This window comes from Kribbella sp. NPDC023972 (assembly GCF_040639075.1).
Classification (GTDB): domain Bacteria; phylum Actinomycetota; class Actinomycetes; order Propionibacteriales; family Kribbellaceae; genus Kribbella.
This window is the reverse complement of sequence record NZ_JBEZZH010000004.1, coordinates 84,379-103,610: the sequence shown is the minus strand read 5'-3', so window position 1 is coordinate 103,610 and position 19,232 is coordinate 84,379. Positions and strand designations below refer to the sequence as shown.

The following is a 19,232-nucleotide window of genomic DNA, read 5'->3' as shown; positions in this document are numbered from 1 at the left end:
ACCTCCCGTGGTCGCCTGGAGTCTGCGACGATGAGGCCGTGTCTGATGCCACGGCTGGGCCGATGACCACTGATCTCGACTTCGCGGTCGCCGCTTACACCGAGGACGGGGTCTGGACCGTCACACCGCTGGTGTTGCGTGGTGAGCCCGACCTGTCCACTCTCGTGTCCGCGCTGCGGCGCTACCCGGGTGAGGCCGGCGTACTGGGGATGATCTCGGTCGACGAGGACTTCTTCATCCTGGTCCGGATGGTCGGCGGGCGGGCCCGGTTGCTGATCTCCGACGTCACCGCGGCGACCGAGTGGCCGCTGGCCCGGCAGGTCGTCGACGAGCTCGACATCCCGCTGGCCGATGACGACGACGAGCAGGTCCCGGCCGGCGACCTCGGCATCATCGCCGACCTGGGCATGAGCGCGATGGATCTGGGCGCGCTGTGCGACGACGTCGACCTGTACCCGGAGGAGATGCTCGAGGAGATCGCCGAGACGCTTGGATTCGGCAACCAGTTCCACGAGGCGATCGAAGCTCTTGGTTAGCCCGGCGGTCCAGCGGGAGTGGGCACGGCTGATGGCGCTCGCGCTGGCGGAAGGCGAGAAGGCGCTGCCCGACGTACCGATCGGGGCGATCGTGGTGGACGCCGACGGCGGAGTGATCGGGCGCGGTCACAACGAGCGCGAGACGACCGGTGACCCGACCGCGCACGCCGAGTTGGTGGCGATCCGGGAGGCGGCGCGGCACCTCGGCGAGTGGCGGCTGACCGGCTGCACGCTGGTCGTCACGCTGGAGCCCTGCACGATGTGCGCGGGCGCGATCGTGCTGTCCCGGCTGGACCGGCTGATCTTCGCGGCGTACGACGAGAAGGCGGGGGCGGTCGGGTCGCTCTGGGACGTGGTCCGGGACCGCCGGCTGAACCATCGGCCCGAGGTGGTCGGCGGGGTGATGGCCGACGAGGCCGGCGCGCGGCTGCGCGATTTCTTCATCGGGCACAGACCTTGATAAGGTCACCGGCGGTGGCGTGTCCGAGCGGCCGAAGGAGCGCGCCTCGAAAGCGCGTGACGGGCAACCCCCGTCCGAGGGTTCAAATCCCTCCGCCACCGCCATGCGTTGGAGGGTTCCGCACGAAGTGTGGGACCATCCGACGCATATCAAGTGCTGTGGGATTTGGGAGGAGCTGGCGACGGTTCCCTCCGCCACCGCCAACCGTCCCCCGGGACGGAGCAAGACCGGAGACCCTGATGCTGTGTGATGCGTCAGGGTTTTCGTCTCTCGGGACCTGATGCGGGAGAGGGCCCCACGTGGATGTTGCGGAGCTGGACCGGATTCTGCTGGCCGGGGCGGCGGTGCTGCTGGTCGCGATCATCGCGATCCGGCTGACCGGGCGGCTCGGGCTTCCGTCGCTGCTCATCTACCTGTTGATGGGGTTGCTGCTCGGCGAGTCGGGACCGGGCGGGATCCACTTCGAGGACGCCCAGCTCGCCCATGCGCTCGGGTTCGCGGCGTTGGTGGTGATCCTGACCGAGGGCGGTCTGACCACCCGGTGGAACGAAGTACGCCCCGTGATGCCGCTGGGCGTCGTACTGTCGACTCTCGGCGTCGCGGTGAGCATCGGCGTCGTCGCCAGCGTGGCGCACTTCGTCCTCGGGCTGGACTGGCAGACCGCCGTACTGATCGGGGCCGTCACGTCGCCGACGGACGCGGCGGCGGTCTTCTCCGTACTGCGCCGGGTCCCGATCCGGCCGCGGTTGCGGGGTGCCCTGGAGGCCGAGTCCGGTCTGAACGACGCGCCGACGGTCTTGCTGGTCACCCTGGTCAGCACCGGCGAGGTGGGCGAGAAGGGCATTCTGTACTTCAGCGCGCTGGTGGTCTACGAGCTGGTCGTCGGCGCCCTGTTCGGGTTCCTCATCGGCTGGGTCAGCGTCCGCCTGATCCGCCGGGTCGCCCTCGGCTCGGCCGGCCTGTACCCGCTGGCGATCCTGTCGCTGGCGATCATCTCGTACGCCGGTGGCGCGGTGCTGCTGCACGTGTCGGGGTTCGCGGCGGTGTACGTGACGTCGCTGGTCCTCGGGCGAGCGGAGTTGCCGCACCGGTTGGCGACCCGGTCGTTCGTGGACGGGATGGCCTGGCTGGCCCAGATCGGGCTGTTCGTGATGCTCGGGCTGCTCGCGTCACCCGGCCGGATCGGGTGGAACGACGTCGCGGTCGCCCTGGTGATCGGGATCGCGGTGACCGTGGTCGGCAGGTTCGCGGCGGTCGCGATATCGGCGGCGCCGTTCCGACTACCGTGGAACGAGCAGGCGTTCATCTCCTGGGCCGGGCTGCGCGGTGCCGTCCCGATCGTGCTGGCGACCATTCCACTGGCCGCGGGCGTCCCGCATGCCGACCGGGTTTTCGACGTGGTGTTCGTCCTGGTTCTGCTGTTCACCCTGCTTCAGGGGCCTTCGCTGCCGTGGCTGGCCCGGCGGCTGAACGTGCTGGACGAGAACGCGGCGTACGAGGTGGACATCGATGTGGCGCCGCTGGAGTCGCTCGGGGCCGACATGCTGCAGGTGCACGTGCCCAGCGAGTCCCGCCTGGCCGGTGTCGAGATCGGCGAACTCCGCCTCCCGGCCGGTGTCTCGGTCTCCTTGGTCATTCGCGGCGACCGCGCCTTCGTCCCCGATCTGCGCACGGTCCTGCGCGCCGGAGACTCGCTACTGGTGGTCGCGCCCAGCCCGGTCCGCGATCAGACCGTCCGCCGCCTGCGTGCCGTCTCCCGGGCCGGCCGCCTGGCCGGCTGGTTCGGCGAACGCGGCCGCGAGCCGCACTGAACCTCAGCACCGAGCCGCACCAGACCGCGGAATCGAGCCGCCCGTGGACCTCAGAACGCGGCCGCTGACGCTCAGTTCGGGTTCTGGCCGGACGGGATCGGCTGCGGGGTGTGGATGACCGGGAGGCAGACGGTGGAGTCCGGCGGGACGGTGACCGAGGCCAGGCCCTTGGGCTTGAGGGCGGTGTAGCCACGGCCGACGACCAGGTCGACGGTGTGGTCGGTCCGGCCGTCGCCCTCGATCAGTGCCTTCTGCCGGAGCTGGCCGGCGACCAGGAGCAGCTCGGGCGAGTTCTCAGCCGCGCCGCGGACCGAGACGACGTCGATCTTGTCGCCCTTCGGCTCGTTCGCGATCTTCGCGACGTGGAAGCCGCGCTTGGTCAGCACCTCGGCGACAGCGGCCGCCGTCCCCGCCTTGGCGCCGCCGTTGTAGACGTTCACCACCACCTGCTTGGGCACCAGGCGGTTGTTCGGCAGCTTCTGCTCGACGCAGGTCGGCTCGGCGCTGCTGTCGATCAGTGAGTTCCAGCCCCACCACGCGCCGCCGACCAGGATCCCCAGCAGTACCACCATCGTGATCGGCGTACGCCAGTGGATCCGCGAGTGCGGCCTCGGCTGCGGATGGATCGCGGTCATCAGCTCAACCCCCGGGAGCGGACATGGTCAGTCCACGACCAGAACCCTGGCGTGCAGAACGGAACGCTGCTGCAGCGCGGCCCGGAGGGCGCGGTGCAGGCCGTCCTCGAGGAACAGTTCGCCCTTCCACTCGACCACGTGCGCGAACAGGTCGCCGTAGAAGGTGGAGTCCTCGTCGAGCAGCGCGTTCAGGTCGAGGGTGCCCTTGGTCGTGACGAGCTCGTCCAGCCGCACCTGCCGTGGCGGCAGCGCCGACCAGTCCTTCGGCTTGAGCCCGTGGTCCGGGTACGGCCGTTCCTCCCCGACGCGCTTGAAGATCACGCCGCAAAGTCTAGCGGGGTCAAAGGTCTAGTGAGAGGTCGCGAATGTCACCGGAATAGTCCGGAGAGGGGCCTCAACCTTTTGGGGACGATCAGCGTCACACGGGACAGAGAGCGGTGGGGGCCTCGGCGCTCTCACGACTGAGGGGGTAAAACCGGATGCGAATTCTTTCCAAACTCGGCCTCGCGGCCGCCACGATCACGCTCGTCGCCGCTGGTACGGCGCTGCCGGCCGACGCGCTGACCGTGACCCAGGCGAAGGCCGCCCAGACCCGGCTGAACAGGCTCGGCTGCGCCGCCGGCCCGGTGGACGGCAGGATCGGCTCGATGACCCAGGCCGCGACGGTCCGCTTCCAGTCGGCCAACCGGCTCACGCAGAACGGTTCGCTGAGCGGTACGACGTATTCCCGGCTGATGGCGAGTACGGCGAAACGGTGTGACATCCGGCCGGTGCCGGCCCGGTCCGGGAGCGGCCGGAGGATCGTGATCAGCCAGTCGCAGAACTGGGTCTGGCTGATCGATGCCCGCGGCAAGATCGTCCGCCAGGGCGGGATCATCGACAATCCGCGCTACCTGCGGGCCGGGACCTACACCACGGGCGCGAAGTGCGGCCGCTCGGCGCGGATCCGGCGGAACACCGACGGCGGGTCGCTGTACCTGAACAACTTCGTCCGGTTCGCCCCGTGTGGGATCGGCTTCCACCAGATCCCGACGTACAAGTCGAACGGCCGGCAGATCCACGCCGACTGGCTGCTGGGGACGAACTACCGCGCCTCGCACGGCTGCATCCGGGTGTCGGCGTCGATGTCGGCGAGCATCTGGTCGTTCGCGGCCAGTTCGGTCCGCGTCGTCGTGATGCGCTGAGCCTGCTTCCTGCCCCGGGGTGTGGATGACTCTCGCTTCCCCACCCCGGGGCACTAGCATGCCCAGCGGGGGCGCAGGGGCGCCGCCCGTCAACTGGGAAGGCGCGCTGAGATGGCCGAGACAGCCGACGTTGTGGAGACCGTCAAGCAGGGGTACGCGTTCGAGGGGGCGGCGATCGAGCTCGGCGCGCTGCTGGCCGGCGACGAGCCGAAACCGGAGGCGCCGGTCCGGATCCCGCTGTCGATGGTGAACCGGCACGGCCTGGTCGCCGGGGCGACCGGCACCGGTAAGACGAAGACGCTGCAGCTGATGGCCGAGCAGCTGTCCGCCGCCGGTGTCTCGGTGTTCGCCGCGGACATCAAGGGCGATCTGTCTGGGATCTCCCAGCCGGGACAGGAGAGCGAGAAGCTGCTGGCCCGGACCAAGACGATCGGCCAGGAGTGGACCGCGACCGGCTTTCCGACCGAGTTCTACGCGCTCGGCGGCCAGGGCACCGGCATCCCCGTCCGCGCCACGATCACGTCGTTCGGCCCGGTGCTGCTGTCCAAGGTGCTCGGGCTCAACGACGTACAGGAGTCCTCGCTCGGCCTGATCTTCCACTACGCCGACAAGCAGGGTCTGACACTGCTCGACCTGAAGGACCTGCGCGCGGTCATCACGCACCTGACCAGCGACGAGGGCAAGGCGGACCTGAAGGAGCTCGGCGGGCTGTCCGCGGCGACCGCCGGGGTGATCCTGCGCTCGCTGATCGGGTTCGCCGACCAGGGCGCCGACGCGTTCTTCGGCGAGCCCGAGTTCGACACCGCGGACCTGATGCAGCAGCGCGACGGCAAGGGCGTCATCTCGCTGCTCGAGCTGCCGAACCTGCAGGACCGGCCCGCGCTGTTCTCCACCTTCCTGATGTGGCTGCTGGCCGACCTGTTCCACGACCTGCCCGAGGTCGGCGATGTGGACAAGCCGAAGCTGGTGTTCTTCTTCGACGAGGCGCACCTGCTGTTCGACGACGCGTCGAAGGCGTTCCGGGACTCGATCGCGCAGACCGTCCGGCTGATCCGGTCGAAGGGTGTCGGCGTCTTCTTCGTCACCCAGACCCCGAAGGACGTGCCGGACGAGGTGCTCGCGCAGCTCGGTTCGCGGGTGCAGCACCAGCTGCGGGCGCACACGCCGAACGACGCGAAGGCGCTGCGGGCGACGGTCTCGACGTTCCCGAGCTCGTCGTACGACCTGGAGGAGGTGCTGACCCAGCTCGGTATCGGCGAGGCGATCGTCACGGTGATGAACGAGAAGGGTGCGCCGACTCCGGTCGCCTGGACGCGGCTGCGGGCACCGCAGTCGCTGATGGCGCCGGCCACCGCCGAGCAGCTGACCGCGTCGGTGCAGGCGTCGCCGAACAACGCGAAGTACACCGAGGTGATCGACCGCGAGTCGGCGTACGAGAAGCTTGCCGCCAAGGTGCAGGCGGGTGCCGAGGCGGCCGAGGCCGAGGAGCAAGCCAGGCAGGCACCGGAGCCGAAGCCGCGGCCGCGGAAGCAGGACAAGTCGATGGTCGAGCAGGTCATCGGCTCGTCGGCCTTCAAGCAGTTCGCCCGCTCGGCCGGCCGCGAGATCGTCCGCGGCCTCTTCGGCGCCGCCCGCCGCCGCCGCTGATCGTTCGCGTTTACCTGTCCGGCAAGGGAATCCAGCGTTTGATTCTTGATCAAACGACTGAATTCTCAACCAGTGACCATCGTTTCCACATCGTCATCGACAGCACGCCGTCGCGGATTGGGACGAGACGCTCACTCGTCGTACGGTGTTACGTGATGGTTGCGCAGAGTAGGCGAGCGGTACGGCATTGGGCGCTGTGGACCTTGACGGTCCCGGCGTTCGCTGTTGTCGTGCTCGTCGACCTGGCCGCGATCGGGTACGGCGTCCAGGCCTTCGTCGACGTGCCGAGCTGGCGTGGTCTGGACGTGGTCTTCGCACTGACGATCTCCGCGCTGATCTCGGTCGAAGGCGCCCGCCGGGTCGAGAACCGGCGCCGCCGCGGCGGCGCGTTGCACAAGGACCTCGCGCCGACCTGGATGATCGCGGCCGCCGTCGTCCTGCACCCCGCGCTGGCGATCCTGGTCGCCGTACTGCTGCGGATCTGGTGGCGGATCCGGGCCGGCAGGTGCATCCCGTATCGCTGGGCGTTCTCGACCGCGGTGCACGTCCTCGCGGTCGGCGCCGCACACGCGGCCTTCGTCGCGGTCAGCGGGCTGACCGGGGTCGACGGGCTCGGGCTCGTGGTGTCGATGGTCGCGGCGGCGATGGCGTACGTCGCGACGGACACGGTGCTGTGCGGGCTGGCGATCTCATTGATCCTCCCCGGCAGCAGCTGGCGTGAGGCCTTCGGCGGGCTGGACGACCTGTGCACCGACGCGACGGCCGCGACCCTCGGCTGCCTGCTGGCGGCGTCCTGTCTGGTGAGCCCGTGGTTCGCGTTGGTGGCGATCCCGATCACGCTGACCGCGCAGCGGGCGTTGCTGCTGACGCAGTTGGAGTCCGAGGTGCAGACCGACCCGAAGACGAGCCTGACCCGGGTCGACTGGTGGCGCCGCCGGACCGAGGAGATGCTGCGAGCCGCGCGGAACCAGAGCGAGCCGATGGCGGTCCTGCTGATCGACATCGACCACTTCAAGCAGGTCAACGACCGGCACGGGCACCTTGTCGGCGACGAGGCGCTGCGTGCGGTCGCGACCATCCTGCGCAGCGCGATCCGGGCGAAGGACGTGATCGGGCGGTTCGGCGGCGAGGAGTTCGTCATCGCCCTGCCGGACACCGGGCTCGACGACGCGACCGTGACCGCGGACCGGCTCCGCAACGCGGTCGCCGCCAGCCCGCTCGCGGCGATGTGCGCGGGCGTCCTGGACGACCCGGACCTCGATCCGGACACCTTCCACCTCACCGTCTCCATCGGTGTCGCGGTCTACCCGTCCGACGGCATCACCGTCGACGACCTCCTGCTGCGGGCCGATCGGGCCATGTACGCCGCCAAGGCCGCCGGCCGCAATCGCGTGCGGCTGGCCGCGGACGTCGTACCCGTGCCGCGCCTCCTTCCGCAGCCGATCGTGCAGGTCAGCCTCCCGGACACCCAAGCTGATGAGGCCCGGGTGTCAGCAGGCGGCGAACGTCCCGGCTGAGATCCACGCCTTGGCGACGTACATGCCGGGGTGCACGCGGAGCCAGATGTTGCTGGTGCCCTGCGACCCGGTCACGCTCTGACCCGTCGTCTGGCACTCGACGGTCACCTGCGCGGACTTGCCCGCCATGCCGACGATCGCGCCGGAGGAACTGGCCGCGTTCCGCACGTTGAGGTAACCGGACGAGATCGACACCGTGCCGCGACCGCCGTCGCCGGTCCACAGGTAGGTGACGTCGACCCACGCGTTGTTCGTGAGGGCGAGGCCGTCCCAGAACGTCCCGTCCGCGAGGTCGATCCCGGCCGGGTTGGCGACGGTCCGGCCGAACTGGTCCTTACCGCCGTTGTAGCCGTCCTGGTACGCCGCCTGGGCCTCGGGCTTGCCTCGCGGCAGGTCCTTCCACATCTCCCGGGTCGCGCTCGGATTCCAGTAGTCGTCCTTGGTGTTCCACGGGCCGACGTCCCACACCGGCTCGAAGGCGCAGCGCGAGGCGGTGCACACCTTGACCGAGTAGGTGCCGGAGCCGTTGCCGGACAGTCCCCGGCGGGACGGCAGCGCGACGAAGTGGTCGCGATTCACGATGACGTGGCCGTTGGCCGTCGTACCTCCGACCAGGCCTTCGCGGGTGGCGAAGACGCGGGATTTCAGCGGCGCGGCCTGAAGACTCATCCGGCTCGGGTCGACCTTGTCGGTCGGCTGGACCGTCACGTCGCCGACCCACGGGCTGCCGCCGGTCGGAGGGGCGCTGACGATGATCCGCAACTGCACCTGGTCGCTGGCACCGGGTAACGCGGTCGGCGTACCGGACTTTGCCGGAGTCCACTCGGTCCACTTGTCCTTCACCCAGGCCCGTACGTCGACCTCCGCCGACGACCCGTCCGGCGTACCGACCGTGTAGCCGGCGATGACGGCCGAGGTGGCGGCGCCGAACCGGACCGGGGTGAGCTCGGCCAGGCCGGAGCGCTGCTCGACCTCGCTCGAGCCGACCGCGGCCGGAGCGTTGCCGAGAATGATCCGGCTGCCCTCGACCTTCACGTTGCTGGATCCCGCGACGGGCTGGGCGGTGACGGAGACCGGATCGGTCGGTACGGCGTTGCTTTGCAAGGTGGCGGTGAAGATCGCGAGCGTCGCGGCCAGACAGGCGGCGCGCCCGACACTTCGGGTGATACGCATGGGCGGTTACCTCCGGGGCGGTGAAGGTGTGCTGCGTGGTTCACCCAATGTGACAAATCAACCGGCCTTCTGTATAGCCCGGCAATAAATTCCTTCGAAGGAGTTGGTGTACGGACAGAACCTGATCGATCACCCAGCGGGTTTGGACCGGTGTGACAGAGGCAGAGGAGAATCGATGACTCGGACCGCGGACGCCGATTTCGAGCGCTTCGTGTTGGCGCAGTCGACCCCCTTGCTCCGCTTCGCGGAGATGTTGTGCGGCGATCGGCACACCGCCGAGGATCTGGTGCAGCAGGCGTTGATGCGGTCCTATCCGAAATGGCACCGGCTGGACGGCGACCCGATGCGCTACGTACGCCGGGTCCTGGTCAACCGGTTCCTCTCCCAGAGCCGGCGACGCTGGAACAACGAGGTTCCCAGCGACCCGGTGAGCAACGACTGGGACCAGCGAGCGGTGGCGGACTTCGCCGGCGAGGTCCAGACCAGGGAGGCCGTGCTCTCGGCCCTCGCCGGTCTGACCGTGCGGGAGAGAGCCGTGGTCGCGCTGCGCTACTCGCAGGATCTCTCCGAGGCCGAGACTGCCGAGCTGCTGGGCATGGCGGCCGGGACCGTGAAGAGCACGGCCTCCCGCGCGCTGGCCAAGCTGCGTCTGGCACCCGACCTGATCGACACAGGAGTTGGAGGACACTGATGAGTGACGAGCAGCGGGTACGCAGCGCACTCGAGTACGACCTGGAGCCCTGGCAGCCGAACGCGGCCGACCTGATGCGCCGCGGCAAGCGGCTGAGCTGGCTCCGCCGAGGACTGGCCGCGGCGGGCGTGACCGCCTTGGCGGGAACCGTTGCGACGGTGTCCGCCGCGGTCGGCGGACCGTCCGCCGCGAAGAACCTGCTGGCCGGTGACGGCAAGCCGCCGGTGCCGGTGGAGATTCCGTCGGACACCCCGACGCCGGCCGTCGACCCGACCTGCCTGCCGGCCAAGCCGACGCTGCCGACGGTCACGGTGTCGGTGCACAAGACGATCGACCCGAACCAGCAGCCGACCCTGCCGGCCAAGCCGACGGTGCCGAGCGGCAAGCCTTCGCTGCCGTCGAAGCCGTCGGTGCCGACGGTGCCGACGACCATGCCGACCCTGCCGACGCCGACCGGCAAGCCGTCGTTCCCGACCGGTACGCCGTCTCTGCCGCCGAAGCCGACCTTCCCGACCGGCAAGCCGACGATCCCGACGGCCACGCCGAGCTTCCCGACGGACAAGCCGACGCTGCCGACGACCAAGCCCACGCTGCCGACGACCAAGCCCACGCTGCCGGCCGCGCCATCACTGCCGACCGCCAAGCCGACCCTGCCGTCGGTGCCGGTCCCGAGTGAGAAGCCGTCGCTCCCGACGGCCAAGCCCACGCTCCCGGGCAAGCCGGTCCCGACGCCGACGCTGCCCGACTGCGTGCACGGCGTACCGACGGAGAAGCCGTCCGCGCCGGCGCCGAAGCCGACGCTGCCGGGTAAGCCGTCGCTGCCGACGACCAAGCCGTCCGCGCCGCAGCCGGCCGTTCCGACGGTGACGGTCTCCGGTAGTGCCGAGGTCACCGTCGACCCGGGCAAGCAGCCGAGCTTCCCGACCACGAAGCCGTCGATCCCCACCACGAAGCCGACCTTCCCCACGGAGACGCCGAGCTTCCCGACCACCTTCCCCACCGGTCACCCCTCCTCAAACCGGTAGGGCATCCGAGGTCGCTTCTGGCGAAACGACCTGGTCACCGGCGAGTAGGCGAATGCGAGTCCCTACTCGCCGGTGACCCCATCCGCGAGTTCGCGGACCACGTCCAGATGGCCGGCGTGACGCGCGTACTCCTGCAACACGTGAAACAGAATCCAGTTCACCGTCGGCGGTTCCTCGCCGAACCGGCCGCCGGTCGCGGCACGGGTGGCGGGATCCACTCCGGTCACCAGACGCCGGGTGATCTCGCCACCCTCGCGCAACCGCGCGATCAGGCCGGCCAAGGTCTCGTCGGGCCCGACCGACCAGCGCCCGCCCGGATCGCCACCGGAGTCGCCCCACGGCTCGTCCACCTGCTCGGCGGCGAACCCCCAGCGCAACCACCGCCGCTCCATGAACACCAGGTGCTTCAGCAGCTCCAGCGGCGACCAGCCTGACGGCAACCGGCTCGAGGTCAGCTCGGCCTCGGTCAGCCCGGTCAGCTTGGTCTCGATCACGCCTCGGTAGAAGTCCAGGAAGCCGAGATGCAGTTCGATCGTGTCGGCCTCGGTCTTCGGGGGCGGCTGCGTCATCGGAGTCCTCGCAGGAATTCGGCGGTCGTCTCGTCGGCCGGATAGAACGATTCGATCATCAGCTCCGACACGGTCACGTCCAGGGGCGTGCCGAAGGTCGCGATCGTGGTCAGCAGCGACAGCTCGTGTCCCTGATAGCGAAGATTCATCGGTACGACGACTTCCGTCGGGCCGGGGTGGACCGTCTTGTCGCCGGCGGCGTACTCGCGGAGTTCGTCGTACAGGTCCTGCAGCTCGGGATCGGCCGTGCCGGCGACCTGGCGGTGCAGACTGGCCAGCGCGGCGGCGCGGACCTCGGCCAGGTTGCCGAGCCGCCGGGCCAGGCCGTCCGGGTGCAAGGTGAGCCGGAGCGCGTTGACCGGTGCCTTGAGCAACTTTTCGTCCACGTCCGCGGTGAAGATCTGGATGCCGGCGTTGGACTCGACGATGTTCCACCAGCGGTCGACCACCAGCGCCGGGTACGGCTCATGAGCCGTCAGCAACCGGCGGAGCGTCGTCCGGATCGCGAGCATCGACGGCGAGTGCAGCGACGCCTCGCTGTAGATCGGCGCGTAGCCGCCGGCCAGCAGCAGCTGGTTGCGATCCCGCAGCGGTACGTCGAGATGCTCGGCCAGCCGGAGGACCATCTCGCGGCTCGGCTTCGACCGCCCGGTCTCGACGAAACTCACGTGCCGGGTGGACACCTCGACCCGGTTCGCCAGCTCGAGCTGACTCAGCCGGCGGCGCTCCCGCCAGCCGCGCAGAAGTTCACCCACCGGGCGCTGGAACGTCTCCTCGATCGTCGCTGCCATGGCCCGACCGTAACCGTTCGGGTGGTCGCCGCCATTACCTCCGACGTCATCGACCGGACCCGGCAGGTGGCGGCAGGGTTCTGGTCAGCAGAACGAACCGGCTCAGGAGGACACCATGACCGCTCTGGCAGACCAGTACTTCGCGATGTGGAACGAAGCCGACGCCGACCGCCGGGCCGTGCTCATCGAGGGCAGCTGGGCCGAGGACGCGACCTTCGTCGACCCGAGCTTCGAGGTCACCGGGCACGACGACCTGAACAAGCTCGTCGGCGCCGCCCAGCAGATGTTCCCGGGCCTCGCCTTCGTCCGCATCGGCGACATCGACGAGCACCACAGCTACGTCCGCTGGACCTGGCACCTGAAGGCCGAAGGCCAGGAACCGGTGGCCGGCGGGACCGACATCGTCCTGCTCACCCCCGACGGCCGGATTCAGCAGGTCATCGGCTTCCACGACTTCGCCCCCGCCCACTGACGTAGTACCTGGGAATGAGCGAAGGATCGCCTGACGGCGGACGCGGGGTGCCCGCAGTCACACTGCTGACACGAGGCGGGCACAGCGGACGGGATCCTCGGTGAGGCCGACGGAAAGGCCCCAGAGCCAGTAGTCGACGGTGCGGAACAGGACCCAGTCACGGGCGCGGTCCCGGTCCAGACCGGCTTCGCGTACGGCGAGGTCGAAGTGCGGGACGATGTCGGTCATCTCGTCGAGGCGAGTCCACAGCACCCGGCCCAAGTCGTACGCGATGTCGCCGCGCAGCAGCACCGGATCGACGGTCAGCCACTCCTCGCGCCGTCCCGCGAGGACCTGGTCGGAGTGCAGGTCGCCGTTGACCGCAAGGTTCGAGGTGGTGTGCGCGAGCTTGGGTGCGACCGCGAGTGCCTCCCGCAGGATGCCGACGTCAAACGGCCGTCGGAGCCGCTCCCACTGACGCTCCAACTCTGCCGACCGCTCCGCCACGATCGCTGCGGTGGACCGTGCATCCTCCGGCGGCGGCACCGCGAGTCGCCGCATCAGTTGGCCCAGTACGGCGACCGCCTCGGCGACCGGCCTGGTCGTCAACGGCGTCGACAACCGCTCCAGCAACATCGCGCCGGCGTCGAGGTCGGCGTCGTACAACAACACCATGCCTCGCCCGTCCCACCACCGCAGCGCCCGCACCTGCTCGGCGACCTCGGGCCCCGGCGGCGTCATCCGCAGGACACGATCCGTCCCCACGGGCACGACGATCGCGTTCGACCCGTAAGCGACGTCCCCGGTCACTGAGAGTCCCCACGCTGCACACTGCCGCTCCACCGCCGCCGGCAACGCATCCAGCCACTCGGCACCTGCGCGCCACCACCGCGGCATAGCCCGGAATCCCTCAGGAAGCTCGATCACCCGGCAAAACTAGCCGGGGGGAGGTCGGCGACGCTCCTTCATTTGAGCTGTGTGCCGGGAGAGGTCCGAGCTCGGCGGGCGCACCCTGGGATACGCCCGCCGGGGCCGGTCGTTCTCCCGCCCCTCAGTGGGAGAACTCGCGGCTCGGTGAACACCACCCATGCCCGAATGGCACTGACCGAACCGCGGGACTCCCTACTGGTACCCCACTCACCGGGGATCACACCTACTGCCACGCGGATTCCCGCGCGATCTTGACGTTCCTCAAACCTTCGCCGCCCGGCTCGCGACCCCAGGACCCGCTTACGCTGTACGGCGATTCCGCGCGCCGGGGGAGGCCGCGGAACGGGACCGGGGGAAGGACTGGGCATGTCGGAACTGTTCGACGACGAGTTGACCGACGACGACCTGGATGAGCTGGAGGCGCTCGGCGCCGCGGAGGACGCGGAGCTGATCGTCACGGCAGCGCTGCTGGCCGCGGGTGAATCAGATGCCTGAGGCAAGGATCGTCTGGCGGGGCACGAAGCTGAACAAGCGGACCGTGGCGATGATCGAGGCCGCGGAGAAGCTCTACAGGTCGAAGTTCGCGATCCTGCAGGGGTCGTACAACGCCGGCGGAGTCGCCGCATCGGCCGGCACCCATGACGGCGGCGGCGCGGTTGACATCGATGTCGCCTCGAAGAGCCCGGCGCAGCGCCGGGCGGTGGTGAAGGCGATGCGGCAGGTCGGGTTCGCGGCCTGGTTGCGTACGCCGGCCCAGGGCGACTGGCCGTACCACGTGCACGCGATCGCGATCGGGGACAAGGATCTGTCCCGGGGCGCGGCGCACCAGGTGGCCGAGTACCGCCGCAAACGCAACGGGCTGGCCAACCGGGGCAAGGACGACGGCCCGCCCGGCTACTACGGGATGACGTGGGAGCTGTACCTCAAGGCGCACCCGCCGGCGCAGCCGGTGCCGGACTCGACCATCTCGCTCGGCGCGATGGAGCACGCGCGGACCCACGACGTGATGACCGGGGCGTGGGGTGCGGACCGGGCCCGGCTGATCGCCTGGGCGGCGCACCCGAAGGTCGGCGCGATCACGAAGGCGGAGACGGTGCCGCCGAAAGGTGTGCCGTGGCACCTGCACTTCCAGCGGGTGATCCGCAAGGTGCAGCTGCACTTCAAGCTCGAGGTCACCGGCGTCTTCAACGCCGCCGTCGCCGCGGTGATGAAGCGCTACGGCTACAAGATCGTCGCCTGAGCGAACCGCCAGGCCATCACAATCGCGGCCCGCGTCGGCGCGTGAGCGTGCCGGGCGGCGCCTTGTGCCGATTGTGATGGCCTGGGGCTCCGCGTCGACAACGACAAGGCCCCACCGGTAGCAGCCGGTGGGGCCTTGGTAGTCCACTACCGCCCGGGCATTCCCGGTGCAGCTGTGGAGGTGGAGAGCGGAACCGACGCCGATGCAGGGGTCAAGACGTCAGCTCCGCTTGCCTGTGTGGAGTTATCTCGTGTCGACCGCCCAGACGTTCGCCTGGTGGAACTCGAGGTGCTGCCGCAACGCCGCCGGGGTGCCGACCGAGCCGAGGTGGTTCATCGTCGGGACGACGACGGCGCGGACCTCGGTCCGCTTCACCTCCTCGAGCAGCGCGTGGAAGGCCGCGGACTCGGCCGCGTCGCGCTCGGTGTACACGGTGCCGAGGGTGAATCCCTCGGCGCTGGCGAAGGCGGCGAGGGAATCCGTCGCCGCGGCCAGCTCCTCCGCGCAGCTCAGCGCGTCGGCCCGGACGTACCCGAGCACGGTCGGCCGGGTGGTCATCGTCCCGGCCCCGCCATGCTGTCCCCCAGGCTGTCCACCAGCACCGGCTCGCTCGTCACCCGGAGGGAGGCGAACCGCCGCCGCATGGCTTCCTCGTACTGCGCTGCCTGGTCCGCTGTGGCGATGTGGTCCGCGATCGGGTGAGCGCCGAACCAGACTCGCACCCGGCGGTGCGAGGTGGGGGTTTCGAGCGTCTCGGTCATCAGCGAACCTTTCGGCAGTCTCGGTCGGCTCCCGGACGGCTTTGTCCGGTGCTGAGAAAAGAACACAGCACCCGCAGGTCCCTCCGGAACAGTTCCGAAGGGACCTTTACAGACACCTAACGCAGAGTAGGGAAACCCTACGAACCCGCTGGTCAGGGCCGTCGCGCCGGACCGGTCTGGACCGGTGGAAATGTCCTGTCAAGAATGTTTGCAGGAATTTGCCAATAACGATTCGGCAGCCCCCCGCTTTTTCGACCGAGACCGAAATATATGACGTCCTGCTAACCGTTTGCAGCCACTCGCTTACTCCCCGGTAGAGCCACCAGTACTCCCAGCACCGCGGCCGCCAGTGGCACCACCAGTCCGTTGCGGAAGCCATCGACAGTGAGGTCGTCCGCGGCGGTCAGCACCGCGGCCACAACGGCCAAGCCGAGCGCCGACCCGAACTGGAACGACGTCGTCAGTACGCCGCTCGCCAGTCCCTGCTCGTTCTCCGCGACCCGCTCGGTCGCCGCGATCGTCAATGGCCCGTAGGCGAGTGCGAACGCGAGCCCGAGCAGGAGGAAGGCGGGCAGCATCGCCGCGAAGCTCGACCCCAGCGGCAGGAAGGCGGCATAGGCGAGAGCGGCGAGGACGAACCCGCCGAAGACGACTCGCCCGTTGCCGAAGCGATTCACCAGCCACGGCGTCAGGGTCGGTGCCAGCACCGAGTCGATGCCGATCACCATCAACGCCAGCCCGGTCTCCAACTCGGACCAGTGCCGCAGTTCCTGCAGGTACAGCACCGCGACGAACTGGAACCCGACGAACGACCCGACCAGCAGGATCGCGCCGACGTTGGCCCGGATCAGGGCCGTGTTCCGCAACAGTCCCAGCCGGACCAACGGCGCGGACACCCGCTTCTCGATCATCACGAAGGCAGTCAGCAGGACCAGTCCGCCGATACAGGTCGCCAGCGTCTGCCCCGATGACACGTCCGGCGCTCGGACGACGGTTGCCACCAGCAGCAACATGGCACCGGTCAGAGTGAGTGCCCCGGTGACGTCGAATCCCTGCCGGGGCTGGGCGTTCGGCACGTCCCGTGGGATCAACGTGATCGCCCCGGCCAGGATCGCCGCCGAGACGATCACCGGCGCGAAGAAGACCCATCGCCAGTCGATCGCGGTGAGCAGTCCGCCGGTGACCATACCCAACGAGAAGCCGCCGGCGGCCGTACCGGCGTACACGAGCAGGGCCTTGGTGCGCTGCGGCCCGTCCGGGTAGGTCGTGGTGATGATGGACAGGCCGGCCGGGGTCATGAACGCGGCGGCGACGCCGGTGACGAAGCGGGCCAGGATCAGCACCCAGCCCTCGGTGGCGAACCCGCCGAGGCCGCTGAACAGCAGGAACACCACCAGCCAGCCGACGAACATCCGGCGCCGGCCGAGCAGGTCCGCGGCCCGGCCGCCGAGCAGCACGAAGCCGCCGTAGCTGAGCGCGTAGGCGCTGACGATCCACTGCAGTTCGCCGGTGGCCAGGCCGAGCTCGGCCCGGATGGACGGCAGCGCAACGCCCATCATCGAGACGTCGATGCCTTCCAGGAAGATCGCGCCGCAGAGCACGAACACAACGGCCCAGGACCGGCCGGTCAGCCGGTCCTGGGTGACGGTAGATGACACGAAAGACTCCCTTGATTCATGGTTACCTCTTGTAACTGACCCCATCATCAGGAACCATCGGGAGTTGTGGAAGAAGGCACTTCAAAGGAACCGAGTCACTCCTGCTGCACCGAGGACGCGTTCCAGTGGGACACCCGGGAGGACTGTGACGTCCGGCAGATCCTGGACCGGATCGGCGACAAGTGGTCCCTGCTGGTGATCGCGCTGCTGGACAACCGGTCGATGCGGTTCACCGAGGTGAAGAAGACGATCGACGGGATCAGCCAGCGGATGCTCACGGTGACGCTGCGCCAGCTCGAGCGTGACGGTTTGGTCAGCCGCACGGTGCATCCCGTCGTACCGCCGCGGGTCGACTACGAGCTCACCCCGCTCGGCGTCACCTTGCACGCCACGATCCAGTCGCTCGTCACCTGGACCGAGTCGCACCAGTCCGAGATCGCCTCCGCCCGCGCTAGGTACGACGCTGAAGTGCTGTCCTCGTGAAGTGCGCCGGATGACCCGGTACGGCGACCAGCGTGAGCGGAGCCGCGAGGACGGCGAACGCCGCGAGAACGTTGAGAGTCAGAGGTAGGGCGAGGAGCAGCGTCAACGCGGGGGCCGCAAGAGAGCCGACGAGTAGGGCGAGGGAGTCGGCGGCGAAGAAGAGGGCGCCGATGCGGCCGAGCAGGCCCGGCGGGGCGGTGCGCTGGATGGCAGTCCCGGCGGTGATCAGCAGGATGCTGCCGGGGAGGCCGATGAGGGCAGCGGCGGCGATCGCCCAGGGGACGCCGGGAGCATTGACGAGGGCGAAGTAGGCAGCGGCGCTGGCAAGCTGAGTGACGACGAGAAGGTCGCGGATCCCCAACCAGGTCAGGGCTTTCGTGCTCAGGGCGGCACCGAGCAGGTAGCCGGCGCCGAGCCCGGAGATCAGGTAGCCGAGGACGTAGCCGGGTGCGTGCAGGCGGTCGACGGTGAAGGGGACGGGCAGAGCGGTCAGGCCCGCGTTCGCGGTGAGGAAGACCGTTTGGCCGAGCAGGAGTCCACGCAGCGCTCGATGACCGGCGACGTACCGGAAGCCGGCCAGTGGGTTGTCGAATCGCTCGGTGGTCGCGTGCCGACGGGTGTGAACTGTGGTGATGATTGCCGCTGACAACAAGTAGCTGACGATGTCGACAGCGAGAACGAACTCGATCCCGGGCCCAGCCAGCAGCAACGCACCGAGCGGTGGTGCGGCCAGCCGGATCGCACTGCCGGTGAAGGCGTTCAGAGCGTTGCCCGCGGCAAGTTCGTCGCCGGTGCCGACGACTGCGGGCAGGAGGGCGCGGGCTGCCGGCCGGAAGACCGTGGTGGCGGTGCTCTCGACCAGGATGGCCAGGTAGATCGGCCAGATCCGGTCCGCGTCGGCGAACAGGATCAGCGCGACCGCGGCCGCGCTGACGAGGTCGGCGATCCACATCGCCCGGGTCAGGTCGCAGCGGTCGAGCAGGACCCCGGCCCACGGCCCGACGAGCAGCGCCGGAAGTGCCTCGAGAGCGAGGGCGAGCCCGGTCGCCATGGTGGATCCGGTCAGGTCGAACACGTGGAAGGGGATCGCGACGACCAGCAGCCACGAGCCGATCCCGGAGATCCCGCCGCTGATCCACAGGCGGCGGAAGTCGCGATTCCGAAGGGCGCTCACGGCTCGGCAACGTATCTTGTCGAGATAGATGTTGGCAACAGTGTTCTGTGAGAATAGGCTGACGTCGTGGAACTGGGCGAAGTACTCCGCGAGCGCCGCAAGGCCGCCGGTCGCACGATCGCGTCGGTCGCGGTCGACGCCGGCCTGTCCGTCCCCTACATCGCAAACCTGGAGAACGGTCGCGGCAACCCGACCGTCTCCGCCCTCGACCGCCTCGCCACCGCTCTCGGCGCCCAGCTCGAGGTGAGCATTTCCGATGAGCCGCCGCCTGCTCTGCCGTCGGTCGGCGCGGATCTCCTGACCGCCTACCCACGAGCCGCCCAGGTGGTGGCCAAGCTCGCCGCCGCCCAGTCCCGCCCTCGCGCTACGATCCGCGCCCACCTGACCGAAACCCTCGACTCCCTGGCCGCCGTCCTCGGTCGCCCGCCTGCGACAGCCGACCTCGACCGTCTTCTGGACCTGCTCCTGCTCGCCGACCGGGGATAACCAGTCGAGT

23 protein-coding genes and 1 tRNA gene are annotated in these 19,232 nt (G+C 69.2%); 14 read left to right on the top strand and 10 right to left on the bottom strand.

The annotated features are described in order from the left end of the window. Positions 1-38 precede the first annotated feature (38 nt). The 4 genes from AB0F43_RS17540 to AB0F43_RS17525 all read left to right on the top strand — a co-directional run bounded on the left by AB0F43_RS17540 (position 39) and on the right by AB0F43_RS17525 (position 2,807). Positions 39-536, top strand: coding sequence for a tRNA adenosine deaminase-associated protein (locus AB0F43_RS17540; RefSeq protein ID WP_360477110.1), 498 nt, complete (start codon positions 39-41; stop codon positions 534-536). Positions 537-567: 31 nt separating this feature from the next. Further along, complete coding sequence (locus tag AB0F43_RS17535; RefSeq protein WP_360477108.1) at positions 568-996, top strand: nucleoside deaminase; 429 nt, start codon at positions 568-570, stop codon at positions 994-996. Positions 997-1,009: 13 nt separating this feature from the next. After that, a tRNA-Ser gene (locus AB0F43_RS17530) sits at positions 1,010-1,100 on the top strand. A gap of 195 nt (positions 1,101-1,295) precedes the next feature. After that, positions 1,296-2,807, top strand: a complete 1,512-nt coding sequence (locus AB0F43_RS17525) for a potassium/proton antiporter (RefSeq protein ID WP_360477105.1) — start codon at positions 1,296-1,298, stop codon at positions 2,805-2,807. Positions 2,808-2,878: 71 nt separating this feature from the next. Here AB0F43_RS17525 and AB0F43_RS17520 read toward each other — a convergent pair whose 3' ends face one another. Beyond that, complete coding sequence (locus AB0F43_RS17520; RefSeq protein WP_360477102.1) at positions 2,879-3,442, bottom strand: LytR C-terminal domain-containing protein; 564 nt, start codon at positions 3,440-3,442, stop codon at positions 2,879-2,881. A gap of 27 nt (positions 3,443-3,469) precedes the next feature. After that, on the bottom strand, positions 3,470-3,763 hold the full coding sequence (locus AB0F43_RS17515; RefSeq protein ID WP_360477099.1) for a type II toxin-antitoxin system VapB family antitoxin: 294 nt from the start codon (positions 3,761-3,763) through the stop codon (positions 3,470-3,472). Between the two features lie 158 nt (positions 3,764-3,921). On the opposite strand from AB0F43_RS17515, the gene AB0F43_RS17510 reads away from it, so the two are divergent. From AB0F43_RS17510 to AB0F43_RS17500, 3 genes are all read left to right on the top strand, one after another. Further along, positions 3,922-4,626, top strand: coding sequence for a L,D-transpeptidase family protein (locus AB0F43_RS17510; RefSeq protein ID WP_360477096.1), 705 nt, complete (start codon positions 3,922-3,924; stop codon positions 4,624-4,626). Positions 4,627-4,737: 111 nt separating this feature from the next. Next, the gene (locus AB0F43_RS17505) at positions 4,738-6,273 is read left to right on the top strand and encodes a helicase HerA-like domain-containing protein (RefSeq protein ID WP_360477094.1); all 1,536 of its coding nucleotides are present in this window, start codon (positions 4,738-4,740) and stop codon (positions 6,271-6,273) included. Between the two features lie 155 nt (positions 6,274-6,428). Continuing rightward, positions 6,429-7,790 (top strand): GGDEF domain-containing protein, encoded by a 1,362-nt coding sequence (locus AB0F43_RS17500; protein ID WP_360477091.1) that lies wholly within the window; start codon positions 6,429-6,431, stop codon positions 7,788-7,790. Here AB0F43_RS17500 and AB0F43_RS17495 read toward each other — a convergent pair. Then, complete coding sequence (locus AB0F43_RS17495; RefSeq protein WP_360477089.1) at positions 7,764-8,963, bottom strand: hypothetical protein; 1,200 nt, start codon at positions 8,961-8,963, stop codon at positions 7,764-7,766. The genes AB0F43_RS17500 and AB0F43_RS17495 overlap by 27 nt on opposite strands. Positions 8,964-9,138: 175 nt before the next feature. Here AB0F43_RS17495 and AB0F43_RS17490 point away from each other — a divergent pair, with 175 nt between their 5' ends. Both AB0F43_RS17490 and AB0F43_RS17485 read left to right on the top strand, forming a co-directional pair. After that, complete coding sequence (locus tag AB0F43_RS17490) at positions 9,139-9,654, top strand: SigE family RNA polymerase sigma factor (RefSeq protein WP_360477086.1); 516 nt, start codon at positions 9,139-9,141, stop codon at positions 9,652-9,654. After that, positions 9,654-10,679: a hypothetical protein gene (locus tag AB0F43_RS17485; RefSeq protein WP_360477084.1), complete on the top strand. Its 1,026-nt coding sequence runs from the start codon at positions 9,654-9,656 to the stop codon at positions 10,677-10,679. Before AB0F43_RS17490 ends, AB0F43_RS17485 begins: the two co-directional genes overlap by 1 nt. A gap of 62 nt (positions 10,680-10,741) precedes the next feature. On the opposite strand, the gene AB0F43_RS17480 is transcribed toward AB0F43_RS17485, so the two are convergent. Then, positions 10,742-11,248 carry a DinB family protein gene (locus AB0F43_RS17480; RefSeq protein ID WP_360477081.1) on the bottom strand — a complete coding sequence of 169 codons (507 nt, stop codon included), beginning with the start codon at positions 11,246-11,248 and terminating at the stop codon, positions 10,742-10,744. Further along, complete coding sequence (locus tag AB0F43_RS17475) at positions 11,245-12,039, bottom strand: helix-turn-helix transcriptional regulator (protein WP_360477078.1); 795 nt, start codon at positions 12,037-12,039, stop codon at positions 11,245-11,247. Before AB0F43_RS17475 ends, AB0F43_RS17480 begins: the two co-directional genes overlap by 4 nt. Before the next feature lie 115 nt (positions 12,040-12,154). On the opposite strand from AB0F43_RS17475, the gene AB0F43_RS17470 reads away from it, so the two are divergent. Then, positions 12,155-12,511 (top strand): nuclear transport factor 2 family protein, encoded by a 357-nt coding sequence (locus AB0F43_RS17470; RefSeq protein WP_360477075.1) that lies wholly within the window; start codon positions 12,155-12,157, stop codon positions 12,509-12,511. Between the two features lie 57 nt (positions 12,512-12,568). Here AB0F43_RS17470 and AB0F43_RS17465 read toward each other — a convergent pair whose 3' ends face one another. After that, positions 12,569-13,417, bottom strand: a complete 849-nt coding sequence (locus AB0F43_RS17465; protein WP_360477072.1) for an aminoglycoside phosphotransferase family protein — start codon at positions 13,415-13,417, stop codon at positions 12,569-12,571. Between the two features lie 369 nt (positions 13,418-13,786). Here AB0F43_RS17465 and AB0F43_RS17460 point away from each other — a divergent pair, with 369 nt between their 5' ends. Together AB0F43_RS17460 and AB0F43_RS17455 are read left to right on the top strand one after the other, a co-directional pair. Next, the gene (locus AB0F43_RS17460) at positions 13,787-13,915 is read left to right on the top strand and encodes a hypothetical protein (RefSeq protein WP_360477069.1); all 129 of its coding nucleotides are present in this window, start codon (positions 13,787-13,789) and stop codon (positions 13,913-13,915) included. Next, complete coding sequence (locus AB0F43_RS17455) at positions 13,908-14,660, top strand: hypothetical protein (protein WP_360477066.1); 753 nt, start codon at positions 13,908-13,910, stop codon at positions 14,658-14,660. The genes AB0F43_RS17460 and AB0F43_RS17455 overlap by 8 nt, the downstream gene beginning before the upstream one ends. A 243-nt stretch (positions 14,661-14,903) precedes the next feature. On the opposite strand, the gene AB0F43_RS17450 is transcribed toward AB0F43_RS17455, so the two are convergent. The 3 genes from AB0F43_RS17450 to AB0F43_RS17440 form a co-directional block, all read right to left on the bottom strand. After that, a complete protein-coding gene (locus AB0F43_RS17450) occupies positions 14,904-15,218 on the bottom strand; it encodes a hypothetical protein (RefSeq protein ID WP_360477063.1) in 315 nt (104 codons plus the stop codon). Beyond that, the gene (locus AB0F43_RS17445; protein ID WP_360477060.1) at positions 15,215-15,421 is read right to left on the bottom strand and encodes a hypothetical protein; all 207 of its coding nucleotides are present in this window, start codon (positions 15,419-15,421) and stop codon (positions 15,215-15,217) included. The genes AB0F43_RS17450 and AB0F43_RS17445 overlap by 4 nt, the downstream gene beginning before the upstream one ends. Before the next feature lie 281 nt (positions 15,422-15,702). After that, positions 15,703-17,079 carry an MFS transporter gene (locus AB0F43_RS17440; protein WP_360477057.1) on the bottom strand — a complete coding sequence of 459 codons (1,377 nt, stop codon included), beginning with the start codon at positions 17,077-17,079 and terminating at the stop codon, positions 15,703-15,705. Positions 17,080-17,145: 66 nt separating this feature from the next. Here AB0F43_RS17440 and AB0F43_RS17435 point away from each other — a divergent pair, with 66 nt between their 5' ends. Then, positions 17,146-17,562: a helix-turn-helix domain-containing protein gene (locus tag AB0F43_RS17435; protein WP_360477054.1), complete on the top strand. Its 417-nt coding sequence runs from the start codon at positions 17,146-17,148 to the stop codon at positions 17,560-17,562. Here the strand turns inward: AB0F43_RS17435 and AB0F43_RS17430 are convergent. Continuing rightward, complete coding sequence (locus AB0F43_RS17430; RefSeq protein ID WP_360477052.1) at positions 17,531-18,736, bottom strand: MFS transporter; 1,206 nt, start codon at positions 18,734-18,736, stop codon at positions 17,531-17,533. The genes AB0F43_RS17435 and AB0F43_RS17430 overlap by 32 nt on opposite strands. 66 nt (positions 18,737-18,802) lie before the next feature. On the opposite strand from AB0F43_RS17430, the gene AB0F43_RS17425 reads away from it, so the two are divergent. Beyond that, positions 18,803-19,222 (top strand): helix-turn-helix transcriptional regulator, encoded by a 420-nt coding sequence (locus AB0F43_RS17425; RefSeq protein WP_360477049.1) that lies wholly within the window; start codon positions 18,803-18,805, stop codon positions 19,220-19,222. The last annotated feature ends 10 nt before the right edge of the window (positions 19,223-19,232 follow it).

What these genes read in the sequence shown, in the direction of transcription:
- AB0F43_RS17535 (WP_360477108.1), top strand. Translation starts at nt 568, where the DNA reads ATGGCGCTCGCGCTGGCGGAAGGCGAGAAGGCGCTGCCCGACGTACCG.
- AB0F43_RS17520 (WP_360477102.1), bottom strand. Translation starts at nt 3,442, where the DNA reads ATGACCGCGATCCATCCGCAGCCGAGGCCGCACTCGCGGATCCACTGG.
- AB0F43_RS17510 (WP_360477096.1), top strand. Translation starts at nt 3,922, where the DNA reads ATGCGAATTCTTTCCAAACTCGGCCTCGCGGCCGCCACGATCACGCTC.
- AB0F43_RS17505 (WP_360477094.1), top strand. Translation starts at nt 4,738, where the DNA reads ATGGCCGAGACAGCCGACGTTGTGGAGACCGTCAAGCAGGGGTACGCG.
- AB0F43_RS17500 (WP_360477091.1), top strand. Translation starts at nt 6,429, where the DNA reads ATGGTTGCGCAGAGTAGGCGAGCGGTACGGCATTGGGCGCTGTGGACC.
- AB0F43_RS17495 (WP_360477089.1), bottom strand. Translation starts at nt 8,963, where the DNA reads ATGCGTATCACCCGAAGTGTCGGGCGCGCCGCCTGTCTGGCCGCGACG.
- AB0F43_RS17490 (WP_360477086.1), top strand. Translation starts at nt 9,139, where the DNA reads ATGACTCGGACCGCGGACGCCGATTTCGAGCGCTTCGTGTTGGCGCAG.
- AB0F43_RS17485 (WP_360477084.1), top strand. Translation starts at nt 9,654, where the DNA reads ATGAGTGACGAGCAGCGGGTACGCAGCGCACTCGAGTACGACCTGGAG.
- AB0F43_RS17480 (WP_360477081.1), bottom strand. Translation starts at nt 11,248, where the DNA reads ATGACGCAGCCGCCCCCGAAGACCGAGGCCGACACGATCGAACTGCAT.
- AB0F43_RS17475 (WP_360477078.1), bottom strand. Translation starts at nt 12,039, where the DNA reads ATGGCAGCGACGATCGAGGAGACGTTCCAGCGCCCGGTGGGTGAACTT.
- AB0F43_RS17470 (WP_360477075.1), top strand. Translation starts at nt 12,155, where the DNA reads ATGACCGCTCTGGCAGACCAGTACTTCGCGATGTGGAACGAAGCCGAC.
- AB0F43_RS17460 (WP_360477069.1), top strand. Translation starts at nt 13,787, where the DNA reads ATGTCGGAACTGTTCGACGACGAGTTGACCGACGACGACCTGGATGAG.
- AB0F43_RS17455 (WP_360477066.1), top strand. Translation starts at nt 13,908, where the DNA reads ATGCCTGAGGCAAGGATCGTCTGGCGGGGCACGAAGCTGAACAAGCGG.
- AB0F43_RS17450 (WP_360477063.1), bottom strand. Translation starts at nt 15,218, where the DNA reads ATGACCACCCGGCCGACCGTGCTCGGGTACGTCCGGGCCGACGCGCTG.
- AB0F43_RS17445 (WP_360477060.1), bottom strand. Translation starts at nt 15,421, where the DNA reads ATGACCGAGACGCTCGAAACCCCCACCTCGCACCGCCGGGTGCGAGTC.